Here is a 15152-nt window from a genome sequence, read left to right on the forward strand (position 1 = left end):
CAGAGATAATATAGATTTTTCTTTGTTCTAATAAGATAAAAAATAACAATATTGACTATATTTTATCGAATATAATGAAGTTCTTTACAGGGAAAAGTCGCGCTATTTTTACACCAAAAATAAAAATCTGATAAAACAATGCATTATATAAAAATGCAAACAATTTGCTAAATTAGTCAATATTCTATTATAGGATAAAAAAAAGCGATATCTGATGAGATATCGCCTAAATTTAGAGGGTGAAATTAACTATCCAAATTCACTATCGGGATACCTTTTCTTAAGAATCCCCCAAGTTTGCGTTGATAAAAAGGTGATACGTGGTGGATCATAAAATGGCTCACTCCTTTTTCCTCTTTATTCACAAAACAAAAATCTAAGGATTGCCCTTCTTCTAAATATTCAAAAGCCGATTCAGCTGCTTGTGGGAGTATCTGCGCAATCACATCTTCTTCGCCAGTTATCTCTAAACCAATAAGATAAAATTCCTCTTCATTATCTTGCTCCTGAGCATTAACAATAAAGGCACGGCGAATTGGTTTATGTTCACCAAAAAACTCGCTAAGTGCGGATGTTAATTTTTCAGGTTGTGGCTCTAAAACACTTAACTTCAAAGAAGAACCTTCAACAGAAACAATTTCTTGTGTCTCAAATTGTTCAGATACACCCATTACAAACTCCAAATCCAATAATGTTTATTATTTTGCTTTTGCTAATAACAGATTTGCGATAGAACGCACGCCATAACCTGTCGCACCGGCAGCCCATTGTTCTACAGACGATTTTCTGTAAGTTGCTGAACAGTCGATATGTACCCAACCTTTTTTATAGTTAGTGACAAAATGCGATAAAAAAGCGGCTGCTGTGCTTGCTCCCGCAGTATGCGAAGGTGCTGCAATATTATTCAGATCAGCAAAGCTTGAAGGCAATTGGCTACGGTGGAAATCAGCTAATGGTAAACGCCAGAACAGCTCATTTTCTTGTTCAGCACTTGCTAATAATTCAGCCGCTAATTTATCATCAAAACTTAGTACTGAATGATAGTCATTACCCACAGCAACTTTAGCTGCACCGGTTAATGTTGCTGCATCAATGATAAGTTCTGGCGCAATATTACTTGCATCAATTAAGCCATCAGCTAGCACTAAACGGCCTTCCGCATCTGTATTCATGATTTCGACTGATTTGCCATTACGGTAACGAATGATATCACCCAGCTTAAAGGCATTACCGCTAACCATGTTATCTGCGATACACAGCAGTAGTTTCACACGTTTATTTAAACCACGAGTAATAGCTAATGCTAAAGCACCCGCTAATGTTGCTGCACCACCCATGTCTGCTTTCATTGAATTCATAGATGATGAAGGTTTGATACTATAACCACCTGAATCGAAGGTGATACCTTTACCTACTAGACATGCAAATACAGGGGCATTGCTATCTTGAGTCGGATTAAAATCTAATGCTAAATAGACAGGATCACGAGAAGAACCGCGACCTACTGTATAAATGCCGGCATAGTTTTGATCGCGTAGATCAGCGCCTTTAGTGATCTTATAACTGATATCTTCTTTATCAAGACCACAGAAAAGATCAACAGTACGCTGTGCCAGTTGCTCTGGGCCTAATTCTTCAGCTGGCGTATTAATTGTGTCTCTAACCCAATCAACGATACGAATACGTGATTCTAATTCGTGTTTATCCGCTTCGCTTAATTGTGGCCATTCGATAGAACGAGCGCCTTTAGGTGCTCTAAAACCTAACCAAAAAGCCCAGCTACGCTCTATATCCCAGCCTTCACCCACAAGAGCAACATTACGAATACCTTGGCTATCAACTTTACGTCCACCACGTTGAATAGCACCTAAACGGTTTTCTTCCGTTAAGTGGATTGTCATGCCTGTTTCGCAAGTGCTAATTAGTGCTTTATCACCCCAACATGCTGCTGCAGGTTCATTAGACAGCATGATAGGCATAATTTGTTTATTCATTTATTATCTCACTTATTATTACTGGTGACAGTTAACCTATTCAGACTACCAGATATTTACCTTTTAGCGTGATCAATTTACTGCAAAAATCCAGAGACCACGATCACCATCAATTGATATTAAGCTCTTGCATTGTATTCTTCGGAATATCTCTCATAACAAAAACTCAAGGCATCCCTCTTTAGAGTTATTGATAACGCGCTCAGTCTATTCAACTCAGACGCCATAATGCAAAAAGACCAGCAGTTAGCCAGTCTTTTCCATTTATAGTGCAATCAATTATTCAAATTCATCAAGCCAAACAAGCAAAATAGCTTCAAGAATTTTTTCATTAGATTTTTGTGGATCGTCATCAAAACCGTCTAAATTACAGATCCACTGATGCATATCTGTAAAGCGCACAGTTTTAGGATCAGTGTCAGGGTAAAGATCAAATAATGCTTCCCCTATTTCACGAGTATCACTCCATTTCATACTTGGCTCCTAAAATTAGTGCTCTCTTGCATGGTTAATCGAATATTTAGGGATCTCAACGACTAAATCTTCGTCAGTCACTTTAGCTTGGCAACTTAAGCGACTTTCAGGCTCTAAGCCCCATGCTTTATCTAACATGTCGTCTTCAAGCTCAGAGCTCTCTTCCAGTGAATCAAAACCTTCACGCACTACACAGTGACAAGTTGTACATGCACAAGACATTTCACAAGCATGTTCAATCTCAATACCGTTGCGTAATGCAACATCTAGAATAGATTCACCTTCTGTTGCGTCAACAACAGCACCTTCAGGGCACAGTGTGCTATGGGGTAAAAATACAATTTTAGGCATAGTTATATCTCATCCACAGAATGACCTGCCAACGCTTGGCGAATAGATGAATCCATTCGACGCGCTGCAAAATCCTGAGTTTGCTTATCCAGTAGTTTAATCGCGTTTTCAATAGCAACAGGATCTGTTCCTTCAACGCTCTCTATTAAGGTATCTACAACTTTGTCGATAGCGGTTTTCTCATCTTCATTTAGCAGATGAGCATCTTCTTCTAATGCCGCTGTTAAACTTTCTAACACACGTGCTGCTTCGACTTTTTGCTCGGCTAGGCGACGAGCTTGTAAATCTTCTTGGGCATTTTCCATCGAAGATTGGATCATCTTAGCGATTTCAGTATCACTAAGACCATAAGAGGGTTTAACTTGTACTGAGGCTTCAACGCCCGTTGATTTTTCCATAGCACTGACACTAAGTAAGCCATCAGCATCAACTTGGAATGTCACACGAATATGAGCACCACCTGCGGCCATCGGCGGAATACCACGTAATGTAAAACGTGCAAGAGAACGACAATCACTAACTAATTCACGCTCACCTTGAACAACATGAACACTCATTGCTGTTTGACCATCTTTAAATGTCGTAAACTCTTGCGCTCTGGCAACAGGGATCGTGGTATTGCGAGGGATTACTTTCTCAACTAATCCGCCCATTGTTTCAAGACCAAGAGAAAGTGGAATAACATCTAGCAATAGCATTTCACTATCAGGTTTATTACCCACTAAAATATCAGCCTGAATTGAAGCGCCAATAGCTACGACTTTGTCAGGATCGATAGATGTTAGTGGTTCACGTTTAAAATAGTCGCCAACCATTTGACGAACTAATGGAACTCGTGTCGACCCCCCAACCATAACCACTTCTAGAACTTCATCAATGTCAACATCTGCATCTTTTAAAGCACGGCGAACAGACAACAATGTACGCTTCACCAATGATTGAATTAATGATTCAAACTCAGCACGAGTAATTTCACCTTTCCAACCATTAATACTGATATCAGCAACATCATTATCACTTAATGCAATTTTAGTTTCTGATGCTACATCCAGTAGTTGGCGTTGTAATATCGCATCTTTTTGATAGCCAAAACCTGCGCGTTCTCTTATCCAATCCGCCAACATCATATCAAAATCGTCGCCACCTAAAGCGGTATCACCACCGGTTGCCAAGACTTCAAAAACACCTTTGGTTAAACGTAAAACGGAAATATCAAAAGTACCACCGCCTAAATCATAAACAACAATGGTACCCTCTTTTCCTGAATCTAAACCATAAGCAATAGCGGCTGCTGTTGGTTCATTTAATAAACGTAAAACATGTAATCCTGCACGGCGAGCTGCTTCTTTTGTACCTTGACGTTGAGCATCGTCAAAATAGGCTGGTACAGTGACCACTACACCATCAAGTTCGCCACCTAATGATTGCATTGCACGTTCTGCCAATGTTTTTAATATGTCAGAAGAAACTTGAATAGGATCGACAATACCTGCCGCTGTTTTAATTAACGGTAAACCATTGTCATTTTCATGAAAATGATAAGGAAGATTAGGATAACGGCTTGTCACATCACTTAGTGAGCGACCCAACATTCTTTTAATTGAGCTTATCGTGTTAGCAGGATCTTTTTCTGCTTCTTTTTTAGCATTCCAACCAACGTTGATATGATCAACTTGATACTGCACAACAGATGGCAATAAATAGCGACCTTCGCTGTCTGAAAGCGCTTCGGCTTGCCCACTACGTACAGTGGCAACTAATGAGTGTGTCGTTCCTAAATCAATACCCGCAGCAAGTCTGCGCTGGTGTGGCGCAGGTGTTTGACCTGGTTCACTAATTTGTAATAATGACATAACAGTTTCCCTTAAGACTCGTCAAACAGGCGTTCTTCTAACTGCTCTACTTGTTCTTTAAGTTTAGTTAAAAAACGTATTTTTCTGACACAATCAGCAGCAACACTCCAATTATGGCTATTTATCATTGTTACCATTTCATCAAAACGAACTATATAGTTTTTATCTAAACGTGAAGAGAAATCGGATAATAAAACAGCAACATTAGCACTATATTCAATGTTATCGAGCTCTTCTCTTAATGCTAATTGTTCCATTAGAAACACAGTATCTTGCATCGTTTGTTGTTCATTAGCGATATCGATACCGTGCAAAGAGAGCATATATTCAGCTCTAGAGATTGGATTTTTTAAGGTCTGATAAGCCTGATTAATAGTGGAGGCAAACGAAACAGCTTGAGCCTGTTCTTTATCAGATTTACCAGCAAAACGATCTGGGTGATACTGACGTTGCATTTCTTGATAACGTGTAGCAAGTTGCTGTTTATCAATATCAAAGCGATTAGGCATGCCTAATAGTGTGAAATAGTCCATACATCTACTCTTGGATTAATTAACGTTAATACCGTGTTTTAACACAAATTACACTGTAAAGCTTTCACCACAACCACACTCATTGGATACATTGGGGTTGTTAAACTTAAAGCCTTCGTTTAATCCTTCTTTGACGAAATCAAGCTCAGTTCCATCTAAATAGACCATGCTTTTACCATCAATGATAACTTTCACACCTTTGTCTTCAAAAACAGTATCTTCGTCATTGATGACATCAGCAAATTCAAGAACATAAGCCATTCCAGAACAACCGGATGTTCTTACGCCTAAACGTAAACCTTCACCTTTACCTCGATTAGACAGGAAAGAGCGAACACGATTAGCGGCGGATTCTGTAAGGGAAATTGACATGGCACACCTCACTCATAAAGAACGAAAGCGGATACTGAAAAAAAGTTTCAGCATCCGCCAATATTTTATTTTTTTATTATAAAAGACAATTACTTGCCTTGGCGTTTGCTTTTATAGTCTGCAATCGCTGCTTTTATTGCATCTTCTGCAAGAATTGAACAGTGAATTTTCACTGGTGGTAATTCTAATTCTTCTGCAATTGCGGTGTTCTTGATGGATTCGGCTTCATCTAATGTTTTGCCTTTCATCCATTCTGTAACCAGTGAACTTGATGCAATCGCTGAACCACAACCATAAGTTTTAAAACGCGCATCTTCAATTACGCCGTTATCATCAACTTTGATTTGCAGTTTCATGACATCACCACAAGCAGGTGCGCCTACCATACCACTTCCTACAGAAGGGTCGTTGTTATCAAATGAGCCCACATTACGAGGGTTTTCATAATGATCAATTACTTTATCGCTATAAGCCATGATTTAACTCCTGAAAACGTCTGATTAATGGTGAGACCATTCGATACTGTTGATATCAACACCTTGTTTATGCATATCCCAAAGTGGCGAAAGATCACGTAGGCGACCAATAGCACTGTGGATTTGTTTAATTGCATAATCTATTTCTTCTTCTGTTGTGAAACGGCCCAGGGAGAAGCGAATAGAACTGTGTGCAAGTTCATCTGTTAATCCTAAAGCACGCAGTACATAAGAAGGTTCTAAACTTGCTGAAGTACAGGCTGAACCTGAAGAAACAGCAAGATCTTTCAGTGCCATCATTAATGATTCGCCTTCAACATAGTTGAAACTTACATTAAGAATATTTGGCGCAGTGTGTTCTAAAGAACCGTTGATATAAACTTCTTCAATATCTTTAATGCCATTCCATAAACGTAAACGTAATTCGTTTAAGCGTTTAGTTTCATCAGCCATTTCTTCTTTCAAAATACGGTAAGCTTCGCCCATACCTACAATTTGGTGAACGGCTAATGTACCTGAACGCATACCACGCTCATGTCCACCACCGTGCATTTGTGCTTCTAAACGAATGCGTGGTTTACGGCGAACATAAAGCGCACCGATACCCATAGGGCCGTATACTTTATGCGCAGAAAGAGAAAGTAAATCAACTTTTAACTTAGAGAGATCAATAGGTAACTTACCAACGCTTTGTGTTGCATCTACGTGGTAAATAATCCCTTTGCTACGGCATAATTCACCGATAGCCGCAATATCTTGAACAACACCAATTTCGTTATTTACATGCATGATAGAAACTAAAATAGTATCTTCACGCATTGCTTCTTCTAGTTCTTTCAGGTCAATCAGACCATCACTTTTTGGTGCTAAATAAGTGACTTCAAAACCTTCACGCTCAAGTTGACGACAAGTGTCTAAAATGGCTTTATGCTCGGTTTTTGAAGTGATGATGTGCTTACCTTTTTTCTGGTAAAAGTTAGCAACACCTTTTAGTGCGAGGTTATCAGCTTCAGTTGCACCTGATGTGAATACAATTTCACGAGGATCAGCACCGATTAAATCAGCAATCTGATTACGTGCAATATCAATAGCTTCTTCTGCTTGCCAACCAAAACGGTGTGAACGAGAGGCTGGGTTACCAAAAATGCCATCAATAGTTAGGCATTGCATCATTTTTTCAGCAACTCGCGGATCAACAGGAGTGGTTGCTGAATAATCTAGATAAATGGGTAATTTCATTGCTCACTAACTCCAAAGACGACGGATCTTCTTTAATAATTTTGTTTTTGCCTACCTAGAGATCGCCGTTAAACTCGCATATTAACAATGGTTTCTTGTAAACGACCATTGATAGCATGGCGTTTTTCATTGTCTTGACGATCGGCGACATCCATAACCTCTTCGTTATTCACTAACTCTTCAAGGCTGATACTGCTTAGGAAACTGGTTATACGATCACTTAAATCACGCCACAAAGTATGAGTCAGGCAACGATCGCCACCTTGACAACCTTCTTTGTTACCCTGACAACGGGTAGCATCGACAGATTCATCAACCGCAGAAATAACTTGAGCAACAAAAATTTGCCCAGCATCACGGCCTAATAAATAGCCGCCACCAGGGCCTCGAACACTTGCAACTAGTTCATTTTTGCGCAAACGCGAGAAAAGCTGCTCAAGATAAGAAAGGGAAATCCCTTGACGCTCTGAAATATCGGCGAGGGGAACAGGGCCTTGCTGTGAATGCAATGCAACATCAAGCATTGCAGTAACTGCGTAACGCCCTTTTGATGTCAGTCTCATAACAAATACTCCGTGGTGAACAATAATCAAATTGTGTCATTCCCGAGTAATTTAGTCAACTATTTATCCGAGTGTTTTAGTCAAGTATTATACTCAGCCCAAAGTTGACTTAAGTTAATCAACTTTACCCTCTATTTCTTAGCCCATTTCTCAACTGACGTTAAAATACCACGTAAGATATGAAGCTCTTGTGTTTCTGGGCGTGCACGCGTAAATAGACGGCGTAAACGGCTCATCACTTGCCCTGGATGTTTAGGACGAATAAAGCCTGATTCATTCAGCACCTGTTCTAAATGAACATAAAAACGTTCAATATCATCAGCAGGTGGATAATCAATCTCTGATGGGGTATTTTCCTCTTGTTTTTCTTCTTGGGCAAGTGCTGCCATACGAATTTCATAACAAACAAGTTGAACTGCCATCGCTAAATTTAAAGAACCATATTCTGGATTAGTCGGAACATATAGATGAAAGTCACATTTTTGTAATTCTTCATTGGTTAAACCTGTGCGTTCACGACCAAAAATTACTGCAACTGGCTTATTTTTAGCTTCCATAACACAACGCTCGCCACATTCACGGGGGGCAAGCATGGGCCAAGAAAGAGTGCGACTGCGAGCGCTTGTTCCAATCACTAAACCACAACCTTCAATCGCTTCATCGATACTATTAACAATGTGTGCATTGCCAATAACATCACTTGCACCTGCTGATAGGGCAATAGAATGTGAATCTGGTTTTTCTTTCGGATTAACAAAATAAAGGTTGGTCAATCCCATGGTTTTCATAGCTCGAGCTGTAGAGCCCATATTGCCTGTATGTGAGGTCTCTACAAGGATGATGCGAATATTTTCTAACATTGATTTCTTGTTAATTGCTTTGTGATCCATCTATTTTATCACAAATGTAGCCAGAAACACGAATGCCTGTTATACTCTCGCACGTTTTTTATCCCCGTTCTTTAACATCTTGTGGAAGATAACCATGCATCCGATGCTGAATATTGCCATACGTGCCGCACGTAAGGCTGGTAATTTAATCGCCAAAAATTACGAAAATCCTGAATCTGTAGAAACTAATCAGAAAGGTACCAATGATTTTGTCACTAATGTTGACCGTGACGCAGAACAAGCAATCATTGAAATCATCCGTAAGTCTTATCCAAAACACACCATTATTACGGAAGAAAGTGGCGAGTTACTCGGTGAAGATCACGACATACAATGGGTTATTGATCCACTTGATGGCACGACTAACTTCATTAAACGTCTTCCACACTTCTCTGTTTCTATCGCTGTACGCATTAAAGGCCGTACTGAAGTGGCAGTTGTTTATGATCCTATGCGTAACGAGTTATTTTCAGCTGTTCGCGGTCAAGGCGCTCAATTAAATGGTTATCGTCTGCGTGGCTCTAATGCCCGTGATTTAGATGGTGCTGTTCTTGCTACTGGTTTTCCATTCAAAAGCAAACAACATTCAGCCGCTTATATGAACATGTTAGGTAAACTGTTTGTTCCTTGTGCTGATTTCCGTCGTACAGGCTCAGCTGCATTAGATTTAGCTTATGTTGCCGCTGGCCGTGTTGACGGTTTCTTTGAAATTGGCTTAAAACCTTGGGATTTCTTAGGTGGTGAGTTAATTGCTCGTGAAGCAGGTGCTATCGTTTCTGACTTTACTGGTAACCACGGCTATCTCCAAACAGGTAATATTGTTGCTGGTAACCCACGTGTCGTTAGAGCATTATTAGCTGAAATTCGTAGCGAATTAACGGATGCATTAAAACGTTAATTGTGTCGATACCTATAATGGCGGCTGTATAGCTGTATAAAAGAAAAAGACCATCCAGTTATGGTCTTTTTTATTGTCTATATGTTTTTAGTTGTTAACTATTTTGAGGTTTGACTTTAGGTCTGATAAACATCGCTGGGATCGTTAACGCTGCCATTAACCAGAAGATCAATGATTCTTGATTTGGGAGCTTCTCATATAGCCAGCCCGATATAATCGTCATAATAGCTATACTTCCTCCCATTGCTAAAGCAGAATACACAGCTTGCAAACGAATAATTTCGTGTTCTTGACGGGCGCTAATAAAACGCATTGCAGCCAAATGACATACTGTAAACGTACCACTATGTAAGATTTGAACGACAATAAGTGCAGGTAATGCGGTAAAACTCCCCATTAATCCCCAACGTAAAAGCCCAGCAAAAGCAGAAAGTAACAGCAGATCCCTTGCACTCCACCGGCGGAATAAACGGTGACTAAGCATAAAAACGATGACTTCAGATACCACACCTAATGACCAAAGATAGCCAATTGTTGCAGTGTCATACCCTGCTTTTTCCCAATAAAGCGCGCTAAAGCCATAATAGGCCGCATGCGCGCCTTGCAATAGAGAAACACATAACAAAAAGCGCCAAACAGGCCCATCAGAAATGAGTTTCATAAAAGACACATTACTGTGTTTTGCTTTTTTCACCTTACCTTGAGGCATGACTTTAGGACGAAGCATCGATGTAAGGAATAATGCAAGGGTACTGGCAATCAACCCATAAAGAATGATGGGATGCCCAAAAGCATCAATTAAAATCCCTAACAATGATGAACTAATAATAAAAGCAATAGAGCCCCAAACACGGATTTTTCCATAATCAAAGGGGAACTGTTTTTGCCAAGTTCCAGCCAAGGAATCCCCTAAAGGCACCATAGGTGAAAAGAATACGTTAAATCCAGTCATCACAAAGAATAACCATGCCCAATGGCTGCCCATCATAAATGCAACAGTAAAGAGTAATGAGAGAAAGGCGAATAGTCGTAATGCAGTGATAAGTTTTGATGGATCTTTTACTGCAGGCGTTAAGATGAGGCTACCGACAAAACGTGCAGTTAAACCTACACCTAATAACAGACCTATCATTGCAGGATCGACACCCTCTCCTTTTAGCCATATTGACCAAAAAGGTAAAAAGATACCGTACGAGAAGAAATACGTAAAATAATCTAAGGCAAGCCACAGTGTTGATGGAATAACCATCCAATCCCCCATTTTTAAGATGCAAAAAAACCCGCCAAGAACAAGTTCTCGAAGCGGGCTTGTACAACGGGTTTTATTATATCGTTACAAACTTATGCGTAAACTGGAAATTTAGCGCAGATATCCAAGACTTTTTGTTTCACTTTCTCAATGTTCGCTTCATCATTGATATTATCAAGGACATCACACATCCAACCGGCTAATTCACGAGCTTCCGCTTCTTTAAAACCACGACGTGTAATTGCTGGAGAACCGATACGAACACCAGAAGTAACAAATGGGCTACGTGGATCATTTGGCACACTGTTTTTGTTAACAGTGATATTTGCACGACCGAGCGCTGCATCCGCATCTTTACCTGTAATGTCTTTATCAACTAAATCTAATAAAAACAGGTGGTTTTCAGTTCCGCCAGACACTACTTTATAACCGCGTTCTAAGAAAACGTCTACCATTGCTTTCGCGTTTTTAGCAACTTGTTGCTGATAAACTTTAAACTCTGGTTCCATTGCTTCTTTTAATGCAACCGCTTTGCCCGCGATAACGTGCATTAAAGGGCCACCTTGAGAGCCAGGGAACACTGCTGAGTTCAGTTTTTTGTAGAACTCTTCATCTCCACCTTTAGCTAGGATAAGACCACCACGTGGGCCAGCTAATGTTTTATGCGTTGTTGTAGTAACAACGTGAGCATGAGGAACAGGGTTAGGATAAACACCCGCAGCAATCATACCCGCAACGTGCGCCATATCAACAAATAGGTAAGCGCCAATGCTATCTGCGATTTCACGCATTTTTGCCCAATCAACCAAACCAGAATAGGCAGAGAAGCCACCAATAATCATTTTTGGTTGATGTTTTTTAGCTTGAATAGCGATATCTTCGTAATCAATTTTACCTGATTCATCAATACCATAAGGTACGATATTATATAGTTTACCAGAGAAGTTAACTGGTGAACCATGAGTCAAGTGGCCGCCTTGTGCTAAGTTCATACCTAAAACAGTATCACCCGGTTTTAGCAATGCCATATAAACAGCGGCATTCGCTTGTGAACCTGAATGAGGTTGTACGTTAGCATAGTCAGCACCAAATAATGCTTTTGCACGATCGATTGCCAGTTGCTCTACAACATCCACATACTCACAACCACCGTAGTAACGTTTACCCGGATAGCCTTCAGCATATTTATTTGTCAGCTGAGATCCCTGCGCCTGCATAACACGAGGACTGGTATAGTTTTCAGAAGCAATAAGTTCGATGTGCTCTTCTTGACGAGTCACTTCACCTTCCATTGCATTCCATAACTCTGGATCGTAATCAGCAATATTCATTTCACGTTTTAACATTCAGATCTCCTGACTCAGCTAACTTCACTAAAGACAAACTCCCATACGGGAGAAAGAATGGCATACAGTGTAAACTCTTTTTCTTCATTGAGATAGCCCCTAATGAAAAAATACGCAATCGTTTGCCACCCAATCATAACAGCACCTTATTACTTTTTAACAACCTCATTTTATCCTGTGCTTATTCCTCTTTTTGAGGTACATCACGCCTTATTATGCAAACACCCCGCATCATTCTCTAAGATTTGAGATTTTTTGTTAAAAAATAAAAACAGTTATTTACAAAATAATCAAAAAGAGATAAGTTGCATATAAAATGCAATTTATAAAAATTCACAATAAACTGAAAATTTTTCAGGAGCAATTATGTTAGATGCACAAACTATCGCGACAATTAAATCAACAATTCCTCTTATTGCTAAAACAGGCCCTGCATTAACCGCACATTTTTATGATCGAATGTTCTCTCGTCATCCTGAGCTAAAAGATATCTTTACCATGAGCCACCAAAGTAGTGGTGCCCAACGTGAAGCCTTATTTAATGCGATATGCGCTTATGCAATCAATATTGAAAATTTACCTACAATTTTACCTGCAGTCGAAAAAATCGCACAAAAACACGTCAGTTTAAATATTCTTCCTGAGCATTACCCCATCGTAGGTGAAAATTTATTGGCCACAATTGATGAAATGTTTAACCCAGGGCAAGAAGTGTTGGATGCTTGGGGCGCCGCTTATCAAGTGTTAGCGGATGTCTTTATTAATCGTGAAGAACAAATCTATCAACAAAAAGAACAAACAAGTGGTGGTTGGAGAGGGCTACGAGCTTTTAAAGTCACACATAAAGTAAAACAAAGTGATGTTATTACCAGCTTTGAATTAGCTCCTGAAGACGGCCTTGATGTTACACCTTATCAAGCTGGACAATATTTAAGCCTTTATATCCGCGATGAACGTCTTGAAAACCAAGAAATACGTCAATATTCATTAACTCAATCTTCAAATAATAAAACATACCGCATCGCAGTCAAACGCGAAGAGAAAGGTATTTTATCGAATTTTCTTCATGACCATATTCAAGAAGGAGATACTTTACAAGTCGCCGCACCAGGGGGAGATTTCTATTTAGAGGTATCACCAACAACACCTGTTACATTAATTTCAGCGGGTGTAGGTTTAACACCCATGTTATCAATGTTACACACCCTTTCTGCTCATCAAGCCAATGTTAATTGGTTACATGCTGCTGAACATGGTGGTGTTCATGCCTTTAAAGGTGAAGTTCATCAAGTCAGTAGTAAACTTCCACATTATCAACAAGCGGTTTGGTATCGCACACCACGGCCTGAAGATGTACAAGATAAAGATTATCAATTTGAAGGCTTAATGACATTAAAACAAGTTGAAAATTGGATAAGTATTCCTGATATGCATTTCTATTTTTGTGGGCCATTACCTTTTATGCAATCTATTGCCAAACAGCTTATTGAATTAGGCGTTAATAGTGAAAAACTTCATTATGAATGTTTTGGCCCTCATGCTGTTATTCTGCAAGATTTATAATCAATAAATAATCAAACCATTAAAACTAAGCTTTAAAATAAATTAAATAAAAAGCGCTGATAGAATTACATTTATCAGTGCTTTTGTTATTTATATCATGTTGTTTTATGGTTGATATTTATTTTCAATTGCAGTGGGAATAACATGATCTTTAGCAGAAAAGCCGTACCAAATAACACTAATTAGACAGAGTGTATAACCAAATAATTCGCTGCCCTCTTCTACCATATTTTTAACCGCACGATTATAATCTTCACCTAATAATTTATGCCACAATACCCCCATCCCAAATAGGCGAGAAAACAACAAAATACATAATAGACCTGCAACTAACATTCCGTGACTTGGATGGGTAATAAAATGCATTAATCCTTTTAATGTATTTTTACCTTCTCTAATCGCGATAGCAATACTAATAAATGCCACTATTAGGGCAAACCAAACCCAAGAGCCGTGTGCAATCTGATCAAATACACCATCTAACTCACGAATTAGAATACACAGAAAAAAGCCCATAATTAGAGTGAACGCTCCCCTCTGTTCACTGTCTTGGCACGCTTTAACAAAAAAGAATAAGCTAATAATCGCAACAATAATTTCTTGCCCTAATTCCGTCACTGATGTCTCTGAAATACCATTATCAAGCACCAAAATATCAAGAAAAATAAATCCCGTCGTGATGGCGATAAGCACTGCTGCACATAAAAATAAAGCGAGGCGCTTTAATAAATAATTAAACACTATTTTGCCCATACCTTAATGATTTTTAATATTGATGATAATAACTTTCTTAAAAAGTTATTAAATAACATTTTGTGCCTTAAAGTTTATAATAAACAGTAAAATAAATTGTTCATTATCATCAATTGACTTGTATGAGATATAAATAGCACTATAGGCAAAACATAAAAAAATAATCATGCACCAAAAACAGAAAAAGCCTGATATTTTGACTAAAAAATATCAGGCTTTAATAAAATGTATTATTTAACTTAAATAATTAAATAGCTTCTTCGTCTTGCTCGCCAGTACGAATACGAATAACACGACTTACATCAAAAACAAAAATCTTACCGTCACCAATTTTACCTGTTTGTGCTGTTGTCATAATGGTATCTACACAAGTTTCAACAATTTCGTCAGCAACAACAATTTCAATTTTTACTTTAGGTAAAAAATCAACCATGTATTCCGCACCGCGGTAAAGTTCAGTATGCCCTTTTTGACGACCAAAACCTTTCACTTCAGTTACGGTCATTCCCGTGATACCCACTTCACCAAGCGCTTCTCTTACATCATCTAACTTAAACGGCTTAATTATCGCTTCAATTTTTTTCATCGTATTATCCTG

The 15152-nt window shown here is 39.0% G+C and carries 18 protein-coding genes; 2 read left to right on the forward strand and 16 right to left on the reverse strand.

Translation table 11 applies throughout. The features are described from left to right. Positions 1 to 245 precede the first annotated feature (245 nt). From GTH24_RS13175 to trmJ, 11 genes are all read right to left on the reverse strand, one after another. Positions 246 to 671 (reverse strand): enhanced serine sensitivity protein SseB C-terminal domain-containing protein, encoded by a 426-nt coding sequence (locus tag GTH24_RS13175; protein WP_072068695.1) that lies wholly within the window; start codon positions 669 to 671, stop codon positions 246 to 248. Positions 672 to 698: 27 nt separating this feature from the next. Then, positions 699 to 1994, reverse strand: a complete 1296-nt coding sequence (gene pepB / locus GTH24_RS13180; RefSeq protein WP_072068696.1) for an aminopeptidase PepB — start codon at positions 1992 to 1994, stop codon at positions 699 to 701. Positions 1995 to 2273: 279 nt separating this feature from the next. Further along, a complete protein-coding gene (gene iscX / locus GTH24_RS13185; protein WP_072068697.1) occupies positions 2274 to 2468 on the reverse strand; it encodes a Fe-S cluster assembly protein IscX in 195 nt (64 codons plus the stop codon). Positions 2469 to 2483: 15 nt separating this feature from the next. Continuing rightward, on the reverse strand, positions 2484 to 2819 hold the full coding sequence (gene fdx / locus GTH24_RS13190) for an ISC system 2Fe-2S type ferredoxin (protein WP_006533442.1): 336 nt from the start codon (positions 2817 to 2819) through the stop codon (positions 2484 to 2486). Between the two features lie 2 nt (positions 2820 to 2821). Beyond that, entirely contained in the window at positions 2822 to 4672 is a 1851-nt protein-coding gene (gene hscA / locus GTH24_RS13195) for a Fe-S protein assembly chaperone HscA (protein ID WP_072068698.1), read from the reverse strand. 11 nt (positions 4673 to 4683) lie between these two features. Continuing rightward, complete coding sequence (gene hscB, locus GTH24_RS13200) at positions 4684 to 5205, reverse strand: co-chaperone HscB (protein ID WP_072068699.1); 522 nt, start codon at positions 5203 to 5205, stop codon at positions 4684 to 4686. A 48-nt stretch (positions 5206 to 5253) separates the two neighbouring features. Further along, a complete protein-coding gene (iscA, locus tag GTH24_RS13205) occupies positions 5254 to 5577 on the reverse strand; it encodes an iron-sulfur cluster assembly protein IscA (RefSeq protein WP_036935396.1) in 324 nt (107 codons plus the stop codon). A gap of 89 nt (positions 5578 to 5666) precedes the next feature. Continuing rightward, positions 5667 to 6053, reverse strand: a complete 387-nt coding sequence (iscU, locus tag GTH24_RS13210; RefSeq protein ID WP_036935393.1) for a Fe-S cluster assembly scaffold IscU — start codon at positions 6051 to 6053, stop codon at positions 5667 to 5669. 24 nt (positions 6054 to 6077) lie between these two features. Continuing rightward, on the reverse strand, positions 6078 to 7292 hold the full coding sequence (locus GTH24_RS13215) for an IscS subfamily cysteine desulfurase (RefSeq protein WP_072068700.1): 1215 nt from the start codon (positions 7290 to 7292) through the stop codon (positions 6078 to 6080). 68 nt (positions 7293 to 7360) lie between these two features. Beyond that, positions 7361 to 7855, reverse strand: coding sequence for a Fe-S cluster assembly transcriptional regulator IscR (gene iscR / locus GTH24_RS13220; RefSeq protein WP_006533450.1), 495 nt, complete (start codon positions 7853 to 7855; stop codon positions 7361 to 7363). Between the two features lie 131 nt (positions 7856 to 7986). Further along, entirely contained in the window at positions 7987 to 8715 is a 729-nt protein-coding gene (gene trmJ, locus GTH24_RS13225; protein WP_072068756.1) for a tRNA (cytosine(32)/uridine(32)-2'-O)-methyltransferase TrmJ, read from the reverse strand. Between the two features lie 124 nt (positions 8716 to 8839). On the opposite strand from trmJ, the gene suhB reads away from it, so the two are divergent. Beyond that, positions 8840 to 9643, forward strand: a complete 804-nt coding sequence (suhB, locus tag GTH24_RS13230; RefSeq protein WP_023581619.1) for an inositol-1-monophosphatase — start codon at positions 8840 to 8842, stop codon at positions 9641 to 9643. Between the two features lie 94 nt (positions 9644 to 9737). Here the strand turns inward: suhB and GTH24_RS13235 are convergent, their stop codons facing one another. The 3 genes from GTH24_RS13235 to GTH24_RS22320 all read right to left on the reverse strand — a co-directional run bounded on the left by GTH24_RS13235 (position 9738) and on the right by GTH24_RS22320 (position 12375). Then, positions 9738 to 10892, reverse strand: a complete 1155-nt coding sequence (locus tag GTH24_RS13235) for a 3-phenylpropionate MFS transporter (protein WP_072068701.1) — start codon at positions 10890 to 10892, stop codon at positions 9738 to 9740. A gap of 92 nt (positions 10893 to 10984) precedes the next feature. Beyond that, positions 10985 to 12238 carry a serine hydroxymethyltransferase gene (glyA, locus tag GTH24_RS13240; RefSeq protein ID WP_164526493.1) on the reverse strand — a complete coding sequence of 418 codons (1254 nt, stop codon included), beginning with the start codon at positions 12236 to 12238 and terminating at the stop codon, positions 10985 to 10987. Between the two features lie 14 nt (positions 12239 to 12252). Next, positions 12253 to 12375 (reverse strand): hypothetical protein, encoded by a 123-nt coding sequence (locus GTH24_RS22320; RefSeq protein WP_255297110.1) that lies wholly within the window; start codon positions 12373 to 12375, stop codon positions 12253 to 12255. Between the two features lie 229 nt (positions 12376 to 12604). On the opposite strand from GTH24_RS22320, the gene hmpA reads away from it, so the two are divergent. Next, positions 12605 to 13801, forward strand: a complete 1197-nt coding sequence (gene hmpA / locus GTH24_RS13245) for an NO-inducible flavohemoprotein (RefSeq protein WP_164526494.1) — start codon at positions 12605 to 12607, stop codon at positions 13799 to 13801. A 105-nt stretch (positions 13802 to 13906) separates the two neighbouring features. Here the strand turns inward: hmpA and GTH24_RS13250 are convergent, their stop codons facing one another. Beyond that, positions 13907 to 14554, reverse strand: coding sequence for a hypothetical protein (locus GTH24_RS13250; protein WP_072068704.1), 648 nt, complete (start codon positions 14552 to 14554; stop codon positions 13907 to 13909). A gap of 247 nt (positions 14555 to 14801) precedes the next feature. Continuing rightward, the gene (gene glnB / locus GTH24_RS13255) at positions 14802 to 15140 is read right to left on the reverse strand and encodes a nitrogen regulatory protein P-II (protein ID WP_072068705.1); all 339 of its coding nucleotides are present in this window, start codon (positions 15138 to 15140) and stop codon (positions 14802 to 14804) included. Between the last annotated feature and the right edge of the window lie 12 nt (positions 15141 to 15152).

Source organism: Proteus vulgaris, assembly GCF_011045815.1.
In the GTDB taxonomy this organism is placed as follows: Bacteria; Pseudomonadota; Gammaproteobacteria; order Enterobacterales; family Enterobacteriaceae; genus Proteus; species Proteus vulgaris_B.

Excerpts from the sequence above, each read along its gene's own strand:
- GTH24_RS13175 (WP_072068695.1), bottom strand. The coding sequence starts at position 671 with ATGGGTGTATCTGAACAATTTGAGACACAAGAAATTGTTTCTGTTGAA.
- pepB (WP_072068696.1), bottom strand. The coding sequence starts at position 1,994 with ATGAATAAACAAATTATGCCTATCATGCTGTCTAATGAACCTGCAGCA.
- iscX (WP_072068697.1), bottom strand. The coding sequence starts at position 2,468 with ATGAAATGGAGTGATACTCGTGAAATAGGGGAAGCATTATTTGATCTT.
- fdx (WP_006533442.1), bottom strand. The coding sequence starts at position 2,819 with ATGCCTAAAATTGTATTTTTACCCCATAGCACACTGTGCCCTGAAGGT.
- hscA (WP_072068698.1), bottom strand. The coding sequence starts at position 4,672 with ATGTCATTATTACAAATTAGTGAACCAGGTCAAACACCTGCGCCACAC.
- hscB (WP_072068699.1), bottom strand. The coding sequence starts at position 5,205 with ATGGACTATTTCACACTATTAGGCATGCCTAATCGCTTTGATATTGAT.
- iscA (WP_036935396.1), bottom strand. The coding sequence starts at position 5,577 with ATGTCAATTTCCCTTACAGAATCCGCCGCTAATCGTGTTCGCTCTTTC.
- iscU (WP_036935393.1), bottom strand. The coding sequence starts at position 6,053 with ATGGCTTATAGCGATAAAGTAATTGATCATTATGAAAACCCTCGTAAT.
- GTH24_RS13215 (WP_072068700.1), bottom strand. The coding sequence starts at position 7,292 with ATGAAATTACCCATTTATCTAGATTATTCAGCAACCACTCCTGTTGAT.
- iscR (WP_006533450.1), bottom strand. The coding sequence starts at position 7,855 with ATGAGACTGACATCAAAAGGGCGTTACGCAGTTACTGCAATGCTTGAT.
- trmJ (WP_072068756.1), bottom strand. The coding sequence starts at position 8,715 with ATGTTAGAAAATATTCGCATCATCCTTGTAGAGACCTCACATACAGGC.
- suhB (WP_023581619.1), top strand. The coding sequence starts at position 8,840 with ATGCATCCGATGCTGAATATTGCCATACGTGCCGCACGTAAGGCTGGT.
- GTH24_RS13235 (WP_072068701.1), bottom strand. The coding sequence starts at position 10,892 with ATGGTTATTCCATCAACACTGTGGCTTGCCTTAGATTATTTTACGTAT.
- glyA (WP_164526493.1), bottom strand. The coding sequence starts at position 12,238 with ATGTTAAAACGTGAAATGAATATTGCTGATTACGATCCAGAGTTATGG.
- GTH24_RS22320 (WP_255297110.1), bottom strand. The coding sequence starts at position 12,375 with ATGATTGGGTGGCAAACGATTGCGTATTTTTTCATTAGGGGCTATCTC.
- hmpA (WP_164526494.1), top strand. The coding sequence starts at position 12,605 with ATGTTAGATGCACAAACTATCGCGACAATTAAATCAACAATTCCTCTT.
- GTH24_RS13250 (WP_072068704.1), bottom strand. The coding sequence starts at position 14,554 with ATGGGCAAAATAGTGTTTAATTATTTATTAAAGCGCCTCGCTTTATTT.
- glnB (WP_072068705.1), bottom strand. The coding sequence starts at position 15,140 with ATGAAAAAAATTGAAGCGATAATTAAGCCGTTTAAGTTAGATGATGTA.